At 32.7% G+C, this 18,357-nt stretch carries 12 protein-coding genes; 9 read left to right on the top strand and 3 right to left on the bottom strand.

Annotation, left to right across the window (positions count from 1 at the left end; translation table 11 throughout):
- The first annotated feature begins 227 nt into the window (after positions 1 to 227).
- From EM932_RS01020 to EM932_RS01045, 6 genes are all read left to right on the top strand, one after another.
- On the top strand, positions 228 to 3,269 hold the full coding sequence (locus tag EM932_RS01020) for a SusC/RagA family TonB-linked outer membrane protein (protein WP_135874573.1): 3,042 nt from the start codon (positions 228 to 230) through the stop codon (positions 3,267 to 3,269).
- Positions 3,270 to 3,282: 13 nt separating this feature from the next.
- A complete protein-coding gene (locus EM932_RS01025) occupies positions 3,283 to 4,890 on the top strand; it encodes a RagB/SusD family nutrient uptake outer membrane protein (RefSeq protein WP_135874575.1) in 1,608 nt (535 codons plus the stop codon).
- Between the two features lie 137 nt (positions 4,891 to 5,027).
- Entirely contained in the window at positions 5,028 to 6,512 is a 1,485-nt protein-coding gene (locus tag EM932_RS01030) for a sulfatase (RefSeq protein ID WP_135874577.1), read from the top strand.
- 30 nt (positions 6,513 to 6,542) lie between these two features.
- Positions 6,543 to 7,343 carry a ThuA domain-containing protein gene (locus EM932_RS01035; RefSeq protein ID WP_135874579.1) on the top strand — a complete coding sequence of 267 codons (801 nt, stop codon included), beginning with the start codon at positions 6,543 to 6,545 and terminating at the stop codon, positions 7,341 to 7,343.
- A 73-nt stretch (positions 7,344 to 7,416) separates the two neighbouring features.
- Positions 7,417 to 8,799, top strand: a complete 1,383-nt coding sequence (locus EM932_RS01040) for a Gfo/Idh/MocA family protein (RefSeq protein ID WP_135874580.1) — start codon at positions 7,417 to 7,419, stop codon at positions 8,797 to 8,799.
- Between the two features lie 3 nt (positions 8,800 to 8,802).
- Positions 8,803 to 10,218, top strand: coding sequence for a putative oxidoreductase C-terminal domain-containing protein (locus tag EM932_RS01045; protein ID WP_135874583.1), 1,416 nt, complete (start codon positions 8,803 to 8,805; stop codon positions 10,216 to 10,218).
- Positions 10,219 to 10,370: 152 nt separating this feature from the next.
- Here EM932_RS01045 and EM932_RS01050 read toward each other — a convergent pair whose 3' ends face one another.
- Entirely contained in the window at positions 10,371 to 11,489 is a 1,119-nt protein-coding gene (locus EM932_RS01050) for a hypothetical protein (protein WP_211344240.1), read from the bottom strand.
- A gap of 233 nt (positions 11,490 to 11,722) precedes the next feature.
- Between EM932_RS01050 and EM932_RS01055 the strand changes: the two genes are divergently transcribed.
- The 3 genes from EM932_RS01055 to EM932_RS01065 are packed head-to-tail and all read left to right on the top strand — an operon-like array spanning position 11,723 to position 14,862.
- Positions 11,723 to 12,220, top strand: coding sequence for a T9SS type A sorting domain-containing protein (locus EM932_RS01055; protein ID WP_135874585.1), 498 nt, complete (start codon positions 11,723 to 11,725; stop codon positions 12,218 to 12,220).
- 1 nt (position 12,221) lies between these two features.
- Entirely contained in the window at positions 12,222 to 12,869 is a 648-nt protein-coding gene (locus EM932_RS01060; protein ID WP_135874587.1) for an outer membrane beta-barrel protein, read from the top strand.
- Between the two features lie 13 nt (positions 12,870 to 12,882).
- Positions 12,883 to 14,862: a hypothetical protein gene (locus tag EM932_RS01065; RefSeq protein ID WP_135874589.1), complete on the top strand. Its 1,980-nt coding sequence runs from the start codon at positions 12,883 to 12,885 to the stop codon at positions 14,860 to 14,862.
- A gap of 153 nt (positions 14,863 to 15,015) precedes the next feature.
- Here the strand turns inward: EM932_RS01065 and EM932_RS01070 are convergent, their stop codons facing one another.
- Together EM932_RS01070 and EM932_RS01075 are read right to left on the bottom strand one after the other, a co-directional pair.
- Positions 15,016 to 16,317, bottom strand: coding sequence for a carboxypeptidase-like regulatory domain-containing protein (locus EM932_RS01070; RefSeq protein WP_135874591.1), 1,302 nt, complete (start codon positions 16,315 to 16,317; stop codon positions 15,016 to 15,018).
- Between the two features lie 216 nt (positions 16,318 to 16,533).
- Entirely contained in the window at positions 16,534 to 18,354 is a 1,821-nt protein-coding gene (locus tag EM932_RS01075) for a cytochrome-c peroxidase (protein ID WP_135874594.1), read from the bottom strand.
- Between the last annotated feature and the right edge of the window lie 3 nt (positions 18,355 to 18,357).

Here is an 18,357-nt window from a genome sequence, read left to right on the forward strand (position 1 = left end):
TTTAGAAGCGAATTTATGCAATAAAATTAAGAAATTTAAATTCTTGAATAAAGAATCTAAACAAATGTTCAAAAAGGATTAAAAGGTATAATTTAATTTAAAAGAAAAAAAAATTGCATTTATTTATGCAATCGATTGCATAAATAAATGCAATTTTTTATGTTTGTTTAAAATTTCTAAATAAAAGATTATTTGAAATTAATTAATAACTAAATAACTAATAACTAATGAAACAATTAATTAGATTAAAAAAAGGCAAGTTTATTGGTCTTTTGTTCTTAATTTTAAGTGTGGGACTAGTGTCACATTCCCAAAATGAACGTGAGATAACTGGTAAAGTGACAGATCAAGTAGGAGTACCTTTACCAGGTGTAAGTGTCCTATTGTTAAATACCAGTATAGGTACACAAACCGATTTTGACGGAAAATATAGTATATCCGCTAAGAAAGGAGATGTTTTGGTATTTTCTTTTATAGGTATGAAATCTACTAGGAATACAGTTGTAGACAATAATATTATAAATGTTCAGATGGAAGAAGATGCAGCTGTACTTGATGAAGTGGTAGTTGTTGGTTATGGCACCAGAAAAAAATCGGATGTGACAGGTAGTATGGCCAGAGTGAATACTCAAGCAACACAAAGTTTGCCCAACACAAATGTGTTACAATCTTTAAAAGGTACTGTTGCAGGTCTTACCATTGGTACTCCCAATAGACCAGGAGAAGAACCAATCTTTAGGGTTAGAGGAACCAATTCAATCTCGGCAAGTAACCGACCCTTAATTGTAGTTGACGGTATTATTTATAACGGGTCGTTGAACGATATTAGTAATAATGATATTCAATCTGTAGATGTTCTAAAAGATGCTAGTGCTGCTGCGGTTTACGGATCAAGATCGGCCAATGGAGTCATCATTATCTCAACAAAAAGAGGTGTTGCTAAAAAACCTACTTTTAATTTTAGTACCAGTTATGGTTTTTCAGACCCCGTAAAACTAATTCCCGTATTGTCACCTGAAGGTTATCTCCAAAAAATATTAGATATCAGAATTGCGACTGGTCAAGAAGCCGATCCTAATAATATTTCAGATTATCTTACAATTACCGAATCAAACAATCTGGCCGCAGGTAGAACAGTAGATTGGTATGATAGATTGGTTAAAACATCCATTACTAAAACCTATGCGGGTAGTGTTTCTGGAAGAACAGATAAAACCAATTACTTTTTATCTGGGTCTTATTTTGATCAGGAAGGAATTGTAGAAAATGATAATTTTAAGAGATTTACTGCAAGAGCAAATTTTTCGAATGATTTAACAGACTGGTTTAATGTATCATTGAATACTTCGATCACCCATAAAGATTATTCTGGATCTGCTGTGCCATTAAGATATGGTCTAAGTCCTTATAGTAACTACTACGAAGATGGAGCAGATAGTGGTGAATTAGAATACTTTCCAATGGAAGACCCATTTTTTAGACATCCAGAATTAAACCTAAGAACTGAGGATTTTGATAAACGACTTAATTTATTTGGTTTGGTTTCTGCAAAAATAAAGGTGCCTTTTGTTAAAGGATTAAAATATACTATGAATTATTCCTTAAGTTCTGAAAACAATAGACGCAATATATTTAATGATAATACGCTTAGTATTACCAATAATGGTTCAGCCTCAAAAACAATTAGTGAACAATATACTTGGACTTTTGATAATATCCTTAATTATGATAGAATATTTAATAATGTTCATAGTGTAAGTGCTACTTTTTTATTGAGTAGAGAATACCAAAATGCGACCAGTACTAATGCATCCTCAACAGACTTCTTCAGTCAGGTTCTGGGTTATAATAGCCTAGAATTAGGAGCTGTGCCTTCGGTTAATTCTGGATTTGGTGAGCAGAATCAGAATGCAATCATGGGGAGATTAAACTATGCTTATGATAATAAATATGCCATAACAGGTACCGTTAGAAAAGATGGTTATTCAGGTTTTTCCCAAACTAATAAATATGCAACTTTTTATTCAGGAGGAATTTCATGGACAGTATCCAATGAAAATTTCTTAAAGAATAGCGCTTGGTTAAACTTAATGAAATTGCGATTTTCTTATGGAGAAAATGGTAATCAAGCCATTGGTCGATATAGAACCTTAGCAAGAATTACTGCAAATACATCAGATAAATATGTTTTTGGTGATGGAGGTGGAACTTCAAATGGAGTTGCAGTTAGTACGTTGGCTAATAATGAATTGAGTTGGGAAACAACAGATACTTACAATTTAGGTTTAGATTTCGGGTTTTTTAATCGCAGATTGTCAGGTTCTATAGATGTTTATTCTTCTAGAACTAAAGACTTGCTATTAAATAGACAAATACCTAGCTTAACAGGATTTAGAACTATCTTGACAAACGTAGGCGAAGTATCAAATAAAGGTATTGAGGTGGCTCTAAATGCTACTCCTGTAATGACGGATGATTTTAGTTGGGATATAGGTGTTGTTTTTGATAAAAATAACAATAAAATAGAGAGCTTGTTTGGGGTAGATGATGATGGCGATGGAGTTGAAGACGATGATATTGCGAATGGATGGTTTATAGGAAAGCCATTAGGTGCTATTTATGGATATGCTATTGATGGTATTCACCAAATTGGTGATACAGATATCCCCAGTGGCTATGAACCTGGCGATTTTCGTATTGTGGATTATAACAATAATGGCGAAGTAGATGTTGACGATAGACATATTCTAGGTTATTATACGCCTAATTACCAATTTAGTGTTACCAACACATTTAAGTATAAAAATGTTTCTTTGTTTGTAAGAATTAATTCTGTACAAGGTGGTGGTAAAGATAATCATTATGTGGGAAATAATATTATAGGTCATAGCCCTAATGCTCCCTTTGCGAGTTGGTCAGATAGATTTAGTTTTCCTGCTATGGATTATTGGACGCCTACAAACCCTTCAAATACTGCAGCAAGAGTCAATTATACGCCTACAAGAGGTCACCCCTATTTGGAGGATAGAAGTTTTGTGAGATTGCAAGATGTTATCCTGTCTTATGCCTTTGATAAAGAGGTGCTTGAAAAATTAAAAATTGACGGTCTAAGTCTTAATCTTAATGCAAAAAATTTACATACTTGGACAAAATGGACTGGCTATGATCCTGAAACAACAAGGGTTGGTAACAGTACAGTCTACGGAACAACCATCAATAACTCACCATTGAATAGGACTTTTACACTTGGACTAGATTTAACATTTTAAAAACGTACTAAAAATGAAAACATTGATAAAATTAAAAAAATTGACATTACCATCAATAGTGATATTAATAGTCATGGTTTCTTGTAATGATGATTATTTAACAGAAGTACCAAAAGATTTTTTAGCACCTGATAATACTTTTGTGAATAAAGAAGGATTTGAAGCAGCTCTTACTGCGCTATATAGTAGTGGTCGTGGAACACATATGTCAGGTGATGGAATTGGCGAAAAAGTTTATGAAGTATTATTCGGACAAGGAGCAGATATTGGTTATCACATAGATAAGAAAAGCTTTGTAACAGATTATTCGACAATTAATAGTAATACCGGTTCTATAAGACAGTTTTGGCAAAAATTTTATGATATTGTTAAAGATGCCAATGTAATTATAACCAGAGCTGATAGTGAAAATGCCAAATGGGATTCAGAAGAAGAAAAAAATGAAGTTGTTGCTCAAGCAAAATTTTTTAGAGCCTATGCCTATAGATTATTGGTCTGGCTATATGGTGATGTGCCTATTATTAGAGAAGAGTTAACCGCACCAAAATTAGATTTCACCAGAGATCCAGTATCAGAAGTGATAAGTTTTATTTTGTCTGATTTAGAGTTTGCTTCCGAGCACTTGCCTCAAGCGAATCCTGACGGAGCTCGCCTGTCTAAAGCTGCGGCTGACTATTTGTTAGCTGAAACCTATATTGTAACGCAGCAATGGGATATGGCTATTGCCGCAGCCGATAGAATTTTAGATGATCCTCAATATGATTTAATGAGAGAAAGATTTGGTTCTATGACAGATAAACCAGGTGATCCATATTGGGATTTATTTAGATATGGTAATCAAGACAGATCTTCAGGTAATAAAGAAAATATATTTGCTTGGCAATATGAATTTAATGTTGATGGAGGATCTCGAAATAGAGTGGAACGTGCTTGGGGTCCATTTTTAGAAAGATTAAAAACTCCAGACAACAAACAAGCCATTTTAAAAGATGAATTTTTAGGAAGACCAGTATGTTTTATTAGAATTACGCCATGGGTTGAAACAGGAATGTGGGATGACTTTGACAACGATATGAGGAATTCTGAATACAATGTAAAGCGAGATTTTTATATCAACAATCCAGAATCAGCTAATTTTGGAGAACTAATTGTACCAACCGCAGCAAATTATGCTAGGAATATGTATCCTTATTTCCAAAAGTTTACCATGCCTCATGGACATCCGCAAGGTTATGATACCTCCGGTACCATTTACACAGATTGGTATGTTTTTAGAGTGGCAGGAGTTTATTTGTTGAAAGCAGAGGCTTATTTGGGTAAAGGAGATCTTGTAAGTGCAGCGGCTAATATAAATGTGATAAGAGAAAGAGCTAACGCTTCTCTGGTTGCTCCTGGAGATGTAACTATTGATTACATTCTTGACGAAAGAGCTAGAGAGTTACTTGGAGAAGAAGATAGAAGAGTTAGTTTGAACAGGACAGGTAAACTGGTAGAAAGAACACTCTTGCATAACCCAGTTTCAGGACCAACGATTCAGGATTTTAATGCGCTATTACCGATTCCACAAGTTGAAATTGATGCCAATAAGGAGGCTGAGCTTAAGCAAAATCCTGGATACTAAAAAAGAAAGATAGATATTTGAGTTAGTTTTTTTAAGCCCAAGTTTTGTACAATATTATACTACTTGGGCTTTTAATAAAACTAGCTTATTATCTTTATATTTTTAGTAAAATTGCTGTTATAATTTCATTAAATAATATGTATAAATTTTTATTTCTACTTCTAATATTCATTTCTAGTGATTGTTTAAGTAAAATCGATACCAAACCAGTTTTAAAAAAACCTAATGTTCTTTTTATTAGTATAGATGACCTACGTCCAGAATTGGGATGCTATGGTAAAGATTATATACATTCACCTAATATAGATAAGTTGGCATCCAGCGGAATTATCTTTAAAAATCACTTTGTACAAGTTCCTACATGTGGTGCATCTAGATTTAGCATGTTAACTGGTATGCTTCCCCTGAATAGAAATCATCTAAAAAACGATGCCTTTGAAAATTATACTTCTACCCAACCCTTAACCGATCAGCCAGAAACATTTATACATCATTTAAAAAATAATGGATATTATACGGTAGGAATCGGCAAGATAAGTCACTCTGCTGATGGCCTAGTTTATGGATATGAAGAAAAACCTTCAACCCAAAAAGAATTGCCTTATAGTTGGAATGAGTTAGTTTTTGATAGTGGCAAATGGAAAACAGGATGGAATGCCTTTTTTGGATATGCTAACGGAGAAAATAGACAAAGTATGAATCGTCAGGTTAAACCTTATGAAATAGGAAATGTTGACGATGAGAGTTATCCAGATGGTCTAACGGCTAAACTTGCCATCGATAAATTAAATGAGTTGGCAAACAAAGACACTCCTTTTTTCTTAGGTGTTGGTTTTTTTAAACCTCATTTACCATTTAATGCCCCAAAAAAATATTGGGATTTATATGAGGAAGATAAAATCGCAATAGCGCCATATCCTGATTTACCTAAAAACATAAACCAATCAAGTTTACACAATAGTGGTGAGTTTAACGGATATTTGTTAGGTGAGGAAAAAGCTAAATTAGATAAGCCTTTATCAGATTCGTATGCTAGAAAAATAAAGCATGCATATTTTGCTAGTGTTAGCTATGTTGATGCTCAGGTAGGAAAAGTACTTGAAAAATTAGATGAGCTGGGTTTGTCTGAGAGCACAATTGTTGTAATTTGGGGCGATCATGGTTGGCATTTAGGAGATAATCGAACTTGGGGAAAACATACATTATTTGAGCGTTCTCTTAAAAGCACCCTCATCATAAAAGCACCACAAGTTTCTTCTAAAGGTAAAACCGCAAATCAGATTGTAAGTTCTACTGACCTATATCCTACTTTAATGGAATTGTGTAATGTGAATATGCCTCATAAAACCGATGGTAACAGTTTGGTGAAAATTATAAAAAAACCTAAAATAATCCAAAGTAAAAATGTTAGTTATGGCTACTATAAAAATGGAATATCGTTAAGAACAGAACAGTATCGAATGACAAAATACTTTAGGAAGAGTCAACCTACTATAGAATTATTTGACCTCCTTAAAGATCCATACGAAACAACTAATATTGCTAATGAAAACCCAGAGATTATTTCTAGTTTAATGCCCATTTTGGATAAGGGAAACACTGGATTATATAACCATAATTAATTTAATAAGAAACCACTATATTATAAACAAATGAAGAAAACGATTCTATTTATTTTCTGTCTAGTTTTGGCAGTCAATCTACAAGCAAATAATACAGGAGGCAATGATCCAATACTAGTAGTAAAGAAAAAACGTATATTGATATTTACGAAGAATGGCTTATCATTAAAAGGGAAAAAAGGCTATGTCCATAAAAACATTCCTAATAGTATAAAAGCTTTAAAAGAAATTTGTAAAGCAGAAAAAATTGATACTGACACAAGTGAAGATGCTTCGCTTTTTACAAAGGCAACTTTGGCAAAATACGATGCTATTATTTTTTCTAATGCCAATAATGAGGTATTTGATACAGAAGATCAAAAAGTAGCCTTTCAAAACTACATCAAAGGTGGTGGAGGATTTTTGGCTATTCATTCCTCAAATGCCGTAGAAAGAGATTGGCCTTGGTATTGGGCGCTGGTCGGTGGCAAATTTATTCGCCATGCACCTCATCAGGAATTTGATGTGGTTGTAATTGATAAAAATCATCCTTCAACCGATTTTTTGGATAAAGTATGGAAAGTTGTTGATGAATGCTATTATTCAAACAATTTGAATCCTGATATAAATATATTGCTCGCCGCTGATTTAAAAACGGTTGAGGATAAAAAAAAGGTAGAATACCCAAATAATATTTTTGGTAATTATTTTCCGCTGTGTTGGTCACATGAATTTGAAGGAGCCAGACAATGGTACACGGCTTTAGGCCATGATGCCGAAACCTATGACGATCCCACCTTTAGAAAACATTTAAGAGGTGGTATTTTATGGGTTTTGAAAATCGAAGAATAACCGTTTAAAATTTCAATCATAATTATCAATAGTAACTCGCAAATCGAACCTCATAAATCTTAAATCAAACAAGATGAAAAGAAGAAACTTTATCAAAAAAACATCGGCAGCTAGTGCTGCAACATTTTTAGTTCCTACCATTTTACCTTCTGGAATATTTGGAAAAACGACGGCTAATAAAAAAATAAACATTGGGCAAATAGGTTGTGGTCGTATTGCTCGTAGTCATGATATGCCTGGTGTTATGCAATATGACAATGCTCGTCTTATCGCAGTTAGTGATGTAGACAGTAACCGTATGAAAGATGCTAAAAAATTAGTTGAAACCTATTACAGTAAAAAAACGGGTAGGAATAAGACGGTAGATGTAAAAATGTATGGTGACTATAAGGATATGTTGAAGAATAAGGACATTGATGCTGTTGTCATTAGCACACCAGATCATTGGCATTCACAACCTGCCATAGAAGCCGCTTTGGCAGGAAAAGATGTTTATTTGCAAAAGCCTACTTCATTAACGGTAGAAGAAGGGCGAATTTTAAGCGATATCATTCTGAAAAAAGGCACTATCTTACAAGTTGGTACGCAACAACGCTCCATGGCCCAATTTAGGATTGCTGCCGAATTAGTTAGAAATGGAAGAATTGGTAAATTGCATACTGTAAAAATCGGATTGCCTGGTGATCCGTCGGGTCCAGAAGCTCCTAAAATGCCAGTACCATCAAATTTGAATTATGATATGTGGTTAGGTCAAACCCCCTTGATGGATTATACTGAAATTGGTGTGCATCCGCAACAAGGTTATAGCCGACCTGGTTGGTTAAGATTAGAGCAATTTGGTGCAGGCATGATTAGCGGATGGGGTCAACATCATTACGATTCTGCCGCTTGGGGTATGGATACCGAATTAACAGGTCCTGTTTCTGTGCAAGCCATAGCGGAGTTCCCAAAATCAGGATTTTGGAATGTTCATGGTGATTTTACGTCAAAAGCAGAATATGAAAACGGCATAACTATGTACACTAGTAGTGGAGGTTACACCAACGGTATTAAATATATAGGTACTGATGGTTGGATATTTGTTTCAAGAGGAGCTTATACAGCTTCAGCTTCTGACCCAGTGGCGGCAGCCAAAAGTTCAAAAGCATTAGATGCCAGCGATCCAAAAATATTGGCTTCTGTTATAGGATCTGATGAAATACATTTGTATAAAAGCGACGAACAGCATGGTAACTGGTTAGATTGCATAGAAAGCAGAAAGCCTCCGATATCTCCCGTTGAAATGGGGCACAGGGCTTGTTCTATTTGTTTAATTACACATATTTCCATGAAATTAGAAAGAAAGTTAAATTGGAATCCTAAAACAGAAAAATTTATTAATGATGAAGAAGCAAACAGCATGTTAACACGATCACAAAGAAGTCCTTACGGCGTAAATTATATAAAAGGTTTATAATCAATGAAGAATTTTAAATATAGTTTAATTTTAAGTTTGTTATTTCTCGCATGTAATAAAAAAGGTGCAAAACAATCTGATATGGATCTTAAAGTAGATAGTTTGCAAACTAATAAGAAAATTACCTTAATTACCCTAGATCCAGGGCATTTTCATGCTGCTCTGGTTCAAAAATCTATGTATAATCAGGTTAATGATACGGTTTATGTTTATGCTCCTGCTGGGGATGATATTAAGAATCATTTAAAATTAATTGACGGTTTTAACAGTCGAGAAAAAAATCCCACAAATTGGACAGAACAGGTCTATAGTGGCGATGATTTTCTGCAAAAAATGATTGTTGATCATAAGGGAAACGTTATGGTGGTCTCAGGTAAAAATAATCGTAAGATAGATTATATCAAGGCAGCTATTGATGCAGGAATTAATGTTTATGGAGACAAACCTTTAGTAATAAACCCAGAAGGGTTTTTAGCTTTAGAAGAAGCCTTTAAAACAGCTGAATCTAAAAATCTATTGATTTATGACGTAATGACCGAACGATTTGAAATTACTACCATCCTGCAAAGAGAACTTTCAATGATTCCCGAGATTTTTGGGACTTTAATTGAGGGTACACCACAAAAGCCGGCTATTACCAAAGAAAGTGTACATCATTTTTCCAAAAATGTTGCTGGAAAGCCATTGACAAGGCCCACTTGGTTTTTTGATACTAAACAACGTGGTGAAGGTTTAAATGATGTTTCAACACATTTAGTAGATCTAATTCAATGGGAGGCTTTCCCAAATCAAACCTTAAAAAAATCTGATTTAGAAATATTGGATGCCAAACGTTGGGCTACTACTTTAGATAAAGAAATGTTTGAAAAAGTTACAGGGGCAACCACTTTTCCTGACTTTTTAAAGAAAGATGTGGTTGGTGATCAGCTTAAAATTTATTGCAATGGTTCTATTCTTTATAAAATTAAAGGAAAGGTAGCCAAAACTTCTGTTATTTGGAATTTTGAAGCTCCTGAAGGTACAGGAGATACGCACTATAGTATAATGAGAGGCACACTTTCCAATTTAATTATTAAACAAGGGAAAAAAGAAAATTTTAAACCACAACTTTATATTAAACTAAAGAATAAAACAGATAAAATTAATCTTCAGAAACAATTAAACAAAGCATTATCGGTTACTTTGGCAGATAAATATCAAGGACTAGAATTAAAATCTGTTGATGAGCTAACTTATGCTGTTATAATACCTGAAAAATATAAAATCGGACACGAGGCACATTTTGGGCAAGTAACAAAGAACTTTTTAGAATATTTAGAATCCAATACTATGCCTGAGTGGGAAGTTCCCAATATGATCGTAAAATATTATACTACAACCGAAGCTATCCAATTTGTAAACAAAAAAAATAGTATATGAATAACGAATAATATAGTATCAAAGATAAAGTAGCAGTTATTTATATGTTTCTCAATTACTTCGCTTACCTGTCCATCAGGTGGGCGGATTTTCAGTACAGGTAGTTAGTGTTTAGGTAGCCTCTTTATTTTTTACTCTAAACTCTAAAAATACTATTCTATAGTGGAATTTGTTACCGCAATAGGCGTATCTGCATGCATTGAAATACTTGGAAAAGCGGGATACCAAGACCCTCCAATATTATTTTGTATGATGGAATTGTCTATAATGATATTTCCAGAATGGTCATTGCTAACAAAGAAAATAGAGGAACCAAAGGCGTTGACTTCGTTTTCTTCAATGCGAGTACCAAATACTCTTAAAGTCATAGTATTTCCATCATTGTAAATAGCGCCACCGCTGCCACCTCCGGGAGTGCCTGCTTGTGCTGGGTTTCCGCCATTACCAATAGCTCTGTTATGAGAAAAAAGGCTATTTATAACCGTCCAGGATACACCTATGCTGCTTATACCACCACCATTAGCACCAACATTCCCATACCCCTCAGCACCACCAAAAGTAGTATTTACAATATAGACTGGTTGATCATTGTATTGACTAAAAACCCGAATAGCTCCACCACCAACATCTGGTCCTTCGCTGGCACATATATTATTAAAAAAACGTGAGTTTACTACTTTAAATCGTCCGCCACGAACCCATATAGCACCACCTCCAGTATACTCGGTTTCAGATGTAGAATTTCCATCAGCAAAAGTAATATTCTGTACGGTAAGTCTTGGATGATCTTGATTTTGACAATGATCTGTTGTCCATACCTGATCCAGATCGCAAGTATTCATATATAAAATACGTGTGCTTCCATTGCCGCTTAAAGTAATTAATCCCCCTCCATCAATAATAACATCAGGATTCACATTATTAAATACTTTGGCAGGTTTATCCATTACTATTGTGTGTGGGTTAGGTCCACAATCAAAAACTATTTTACCTCCCTGTGCTACAGCATTTACAACGGCTTCGCAAGTACAGCTTTCTGGAGTACCATCACCAACAACAACATCAGGATTTGAAATATCTTCTAAGCCAGCTTCTGTAGGAATTGATGAATTACCATTAGGATTACCTGCTGCAGGACCATTTTCTGGGTTTTCAAGGGGGTTGTGAATCGAATTTGAAGAATCATTATTCTCCTTAGAACAATTGGAAAAAGTAAAAACCAGAGCTATAATAAATATACTCTTAATGATTAGGTAGGTTAAGTTTTTCATTAGATAAGTGTGTTAAAAACATATATACGTTATTAGTGCTATCCTTAGATGCTATTTTTTAACCTTTTGTTTTTGTTTTCTATTAGATAGTTTGCTGTTTTTTAGATTAGTTACGTCATGTGTGTAAGAATTTTGAGGCATAAAATATTTTTAGTCAAAAAAATGTGCACATTGAAGTATTTATTTGTTTCATAATTAGTTACAAATTAGATTAGCCCCGCTAACCACATTATATGATAAAAAATTATATTTTTTTCATTGCTTTTGTATTTGCTTTTTATTTTGGTAATGCCCAAATGCTACGAAAGCAAACTTTGGCGAGCCAGGGGTCTTCACATGTAGTTTACACAAATAATAAAAGCTATTATATTATTGAAAGTATAGGACAAGCTAGTATTATTAATACTTATGAAGCTAATAATTATTCTCTAAGACAGGGGTATTTGCAACCTGTTTCTGCTTCTATAGTTGTTAATGGTTTTAATGCAGATTTTAAAGCAGTTATTTTTCCGAATCCATTTTCTTCAGAGGTTCAAATTAAATTTAAAGAACCTGTTATAGATATATTACAAGTTACGGTTAGAGATGTTCTAGGTAGAATTGTTTTAAACCAAAGGTATAACCCAATGCAATCAATTGTTTTGAATTTAGATCATTTAAATATAGGTAGTTATTCGGTTCATGTAAGCATGCGATCTAAATTACTAAAATCAAAAATTATTAAGCGTTAATATGCAGAGACAATTATTAATTAGCCTCATTTTTATATCAACAAGTATTTTAGGGTTCAGCCAGCAACTATATGTGGAATATGGCACTACTGTTTCATCTTTCGATTATAAAAATTCGCAAGGTGAGTCTTTAGATAATCTTTTATCTCAATCTAAATCCTATATAGGTATGGGATATAGAGACAATATTAATAGTGCAAAAACATTGTTTTTGTCTATAGGAGCTTCGTATTCTAGCTATGGTGCCATAGGAAGTGATAATAGGTTGGATAATTATTTTGAGTGGGATGTTAGTTATTTAGGAATTAAAGCAGGTTTAGATCTACATATGTTTCAACTACGAGATTTCTCGTTCTATTTAAAGGGGGCCATAGCTTCAGAGTTTTTAATCAGAGGAAATCAAACCATAAACAATCAAGTGTATAATTTAGTTGGTGAAGATGAATTTAATAACAATATATTTTTTATTAAAGGTGGCTTTGGGGTACAGTATCCTATTTCTAATAATACTGCCATTTTTGCTAATTATACTTACGGAAAAACGGTATTGCTCAATAGCGGTATTAGCGCAGAAAAATTAAACTTAAATGCACACCAATTTGGAATTGGATTTATTATAAATCTGCCAAACTGCAATTGTGATTTTTAAATATAATGAACTTATGAAAAAAATATTTTTAACCCTCATATTAACTTTTTTTTATTTTTTAAGTTTTTCTCAAACAGATGGTATTACTTATCAAGCCGTCATTATTGATAATAATCCACAGGAAATACCAGGTGTAGATATACCGTCTAATAATTTGCCAAATACAGATTTACAAGTTAGGTTTACAATTGTTGATGATACTGGTAGTTCCGAATATCAAGAAATACATAGCACAATAACCGACCCTTATGGTATGATTAATTTGGTTATTGGAAAAGGGACACCTAATATTGGAACATTCGATCAGATTTATTGGAATAATTCAAAGTTTTTAAGAGTAGAAATAGACTTGAATAATGGCAATGGTATGGTAGAATTCAGTTATCAGGAATTAACGTACATTCCGTATGTGAGGCATCGTGAAATTATTGCTACGTCTACTTTAGATGTTGATGGAAACACTAACTTAAATAGCTCATTAAATGTAAATAATGCTAGTCCGACTTTATTAACGGGCGATTTAACTGTAGAAGGTGTCGTTGCTTTTGATGGCGAATTAGAAGTTGGTGGCGATACACAATTGTATTCAGATTTAACAGTTGATGGTATTACGAACTTAAACAGTGCATTATTCGTTAATAACGGCGCACCTACAAACCTTTCGGGAGATTTAATAGTGCAAGGAACGTCTACGTTTCAGGACGGTAATTTTCAGAATATAAATGTGGCTCAAAATTCAAATCTAAATACGTTAACAGCATCTGGAGTTAGTAATTTGAATGGACAAGTTATTATAGATGCTTCCCTTACTGGAGGGCAATCCAGTAATAATGCTTACCCGTTAATTGTAAGAGGAAGTGACCAAGGTATGGTTGTTCAAGTAAATGGAGGAAGGAACACGAGTAAAAACTTTGTAACTTTTAGGGATGCTTCCGGAATTCATGGTGCTATTGAAGGACAAACATTAAGCGAACTACACAATAGCTTTAGATTTATTTGGGATGAAGCCATGGCAGGTTTAGAACAGGCTTTTACCTTAGCAGAACAGATAGCTTGTGGAACACAGTTGGATGTTGCAGAAGCTGGTGTTATGTTGGTTAACAATTTTGTTCTGGGAGCAAAATGGATTGAACTAACAGTAGCAGCAGAAAATAATGTTGGTGTATCTTACGAATCTGGAGGAGCTGATTATGCTGAATGGTTAGAAAAGGAAAATCGTACAGAAATTTTTGCCAAAGGAGATATCGTAGGAGTAAAAGGAGGGAAGATTAGTAAAAATACAGATGAGGCTCATCATATCATGGTTATTTCTACAAACCCTATTGTATTGGGAAATATGATTAAAGAACATGAAGATAATTTTGAAAAAGTAGCTTTTTTAGGGCAAGTACCAGTTCGAGTTGTAGGGAAAGTGAATATAGGAGATTATATTTTACCATCAGGAAATAATGATGGTACAGGTATAGCAGTATCACCTAAAAATATGGAGGTTAATGATTATCGATCTATTCTAGGTGTTGCCTGGGAGGCTTCAAGAAATGAAGCTTTTGGTTATATAAATGTGGCTATTGGTATTAATACCAATGATTTAGCTTTAAAAGTATTAGAACAAGAAAAAGAAATTAAAGAAATAAAGAATCAGTTAAATCTTATTCTAAAAAAGCTACAAGGTGAATCTGTTGATACAGATGATAATGAAGTTTTAGTTGATACTCAAGATGAATTGCCTGCTAAATCAATTACTTCAGTTAAATTAACTGACACAGAATTTAAAGAATGGATCTCTGAATATGGTTACATTTTTGAAATCTCAATGAATCAATTAAAAGAGAATTTTAAAAATAGAAATGTCAATTTAAAGTTGTTTCCAGAAGTTGAGGCCATTGTAAATAATCCTATTGAAACTATTAGGAAAATGAATTCTGGAGAGTATCTACCAACTTTATGGAAATCATTTGAGAAAAGATATCCTAATACATTTAAAAAGCAATAATTAATTATTTCTTACATAAGAATCCAAACATTTGTAAATGGATAGGTTTCGACTATTCATCTGTTTTCTGTAGCAAAATAAAATAAAAACCCTTTCTTTTTATTTAAGAAAAGGTTTTTTAGAATTTATAAATAGAACGGTAACAGAACAATGTTATGCCTTGATTGTTTCTTGGTTGTTTTTCCTCTTGCTTTCTTTAGCTTTTTTTAATTGTTTTTGAATTTTCTTTATGGCAGATTCTATTGATTTTTCGGGTTCTATAATATTATATACTCCCCAGAATTTTGGGTCGGAAAAACCAGAAGTTGCATCGGCTAAAATGGTTGTTGGACGTATCATTTTGTTTCTAGGTCTTTCAATATCTTCATCTTTAATCCTCCAATCGGTAATAGCCATTTCACTATTTAATGTGTAAACATTATTAAATAATTTTCTCGGCCATTTAACTTTAAAGCTTAATGAAATATTACTATATGCATAATGCCATTTGCCATTTTTAGTTCTGTAGTTAACTCTATAATTAGCTTGGGTTGGGTAAACAATAGCAGACCCAGGTTTTTTGCGTACATACATCTCACTGGTTAGTTGTTTGTTCTCAACATTTAAACTATAAACAGCATTTGTGAGTGCTAAGGTTTTAGCATCAATATAAAGTTTACCATAGTATAGAGGCGTGGCAACTGTTGGTTTTTGTTTAAAATTAATAACATAAACCAAGTTTTTGTTTATTCGAGTTGATGTGTCAAAACTAAAATCATAAAAAGGGATATTTTCATTAGTGAAAATATATTCTGGATATTTAATGATATCGGTATACAAATTACTAAAAGGGCCTCCTTGTAATTTTACGGCTAATGTATCAAGTCTCGTATAATCTGTTTTTTTTCTTGATTTAATAAGCTCTATAGCGTCTCTTTTATAGGTGTCATAAGGACGTTTATGTATTTGCACAATAGCTTCAGATAAGGAAGCGTTTCTTTTTCTCTTTTTTATAGTTTCTCTATAGAAAGCCGTCATTAATGTATTGTTGTTATTATATAGTTCACTTTTTTTCTTAAGTGTGGCTTCTAAAAGTGTTTTGGCATCACTGTATGTGTCAATCTCTACAGCCGTTAATTCTGTAATGGCAGGAGTTAGTGCTATTTTTATTTTGTTTTCTATGGTTGAAATTTTAATTTCTTGTTTCTCATAACCTAAATGAGAAATAATTAAAGTACCATTTAATAAGGTTTCAGGTATTTTTAATAGAAATTTACCGTCGGTGTTAGTCACAGTACTAATATTAGAATCAGCAATAACGATGTCTGAAAAAACCAAAGCATCTTTAGTTTTTTGGTCAATAACTTCTCCTTTAATCTCCTTTACAAATGGCTTGTCTTGTGCTGTTACAGTAGAAAAGCTAAAAACTAAAAGTAGACTAAAGACTCTTAATGTCAGGGATATAGCTCTTATCATGATATATTGATTTTAACCAAAAAGATACAAAAAAAAGCACAAATATTTTCGTTTTATTAATTTTTAACACTTTATATATGCCGTTAATCGGTAAAATCTCTGGTTTTTTATTGATAATTAAGAAAAATCTGTCTCGTTAAGTGTTTTATTTCTCATTGTTGATTTTTTTTTAAATTAATAGTCATTTTTGGACTATAAATTAAAACTAAAATAAAATTATAAAGCTTCATTTTTATCCAAATGATTATCGGTAAGTGTTCTCATAAAAGCTATAATTGCTTGTATTTCTTCTTCAGAAAGATCTAAGTTATCAAATGGTAATGTTTGATGTGGTACATTAAAACCTAACCCAGAGCCACCTCCTTTATTATAAAAATCCATGACTTGTTCTAGAGTTTCATAAACACCATTGTGCATATAAGGAGTTGTAAGTTTTATATTTCTTATGGAGGGAGTTTTAAAAGCTCCTTTTCGTTCCTCTGTTTTAAAAAGATTATACCGACCTAAATCGTCATCTAATTTTTTGTTTTCTTTTGTATCCGGAACACCAATAATTTCGAGTTCAGACTCACTAAAGTTAGGGGGCACTGTGCCATTGAATAATGGAGGAAAATGACAAGTAGCGCATGCAGCTTTACCCATAAATATGTTAAACCCCTTTTTTTCTACTTCTGTAAGCGTATTTTCTTTTCCATTAATGTTGTTATCAAATTTTGAATTAAATTTATTTAAAGATCTAACATATGAAGCAATGGAGTGTCTAATATTCATATCGGTTGCACCTCTTGAATATAGAGTGTCGAATGCCTTTGAATAGTTTTTATCACGTTTTACGACCTCGATAATATGTTTTAGATCGGCATTAAATTCGTCATGATTAGTAACAACTCCTACTATTTGTCCTTCTAAACTACCAGATCGATTATCTAAAAAAAAGGATTTTTGTAAACCTGAATACGTAAGCGTTGGTGTGTTTCTTTTTACATGTTTATTAAAAGTTATTTTTTCATCCGTAAAGGCTTTTTCCTTAATATGGCATGTAGCACAAGACATATCATTTTTTATAGAAAACCTTTTATCATTAAATAGTTGTTTCCCTAGATCAATTTTTGTGTTTAAATGTATGGTGTCACTTTTATAGTCTGAGAAGTATTCTAAGTTAAAAGTATTCTTACTGAATAAACTGGTTGTATTGTTTTTTAAAGCTAATTCGAACGGAAATTCTATACTCCAATCTTCTTGTATTGCTTTTAAGAGTTCTAATTGTTTATTCGTATGATTTTTAATATACTCATATCTATCTAAGCTGTCAAAATCTGTATTTAGTGTTTTCTGGGAGTTTATTAATTCTGTTTTCCATTTTTGGAGGAGGTCTTTATTTTTAAAATTGTTTTGGTAAATGGTAAAAACGTCATTTAATGTACTCAAAACATATCCAGATTCGTTTAATGAAGCTCCTAATATTGGAGAATCAAAATTAGATAAGCCAGTTGAAGCAATTCTAACTATAGCGTCTCTTGCAAGCCATAATACATGATAATCTTTAAAATTTAAGTCAATATTGTTTTCTATTAATTTAAGTCTACTACTTGTTACTTTTAGGGCTCTGGATAAAGCTAAAGTATCCATTGATTCAGAAAATAAATTCTCTTCTATAACTTGATATCCTATGGGTTGGTTTATTTTGATATCTGTCGGATCTTCTTCTTGGATTCGTATTAAGTTTGGGGAGTTTAAAGATTTGTAGTTTTCTTTTTCTATGTATGATAGTATAGGTTCACTCTTTTTAAAGTACGTTCTTGAATTTATATAGTACTTCTTGTTGGTATCATTGTTATTTGTAATATCAATGCTATCTAAGTATTTGTAAGCCATAACAAGGTGGTTACTATATAGCTTCTCTAGTTTATCTGTTTTTGTAATAGTTTCTTCTGTATTGTTTTTTTCTTTATTAATACAAGAAATACTTAAAAGCAAAAGACATACACTTAAAGTATATGTCTTAGCTCTGAATATAAAATTCAAATATATGTTCATGAG

It is taken from the genome of Flavivirga rizhaonensis, from assembly GCF_004791695.1.
Classification (GTDB): domain Bacteria; phylum Bacteroidota; class Bacteroidia; order Flavobacteriales; family Flavobacteriaceae; genus Flavivirga; species Flavivirga rizhaonensis.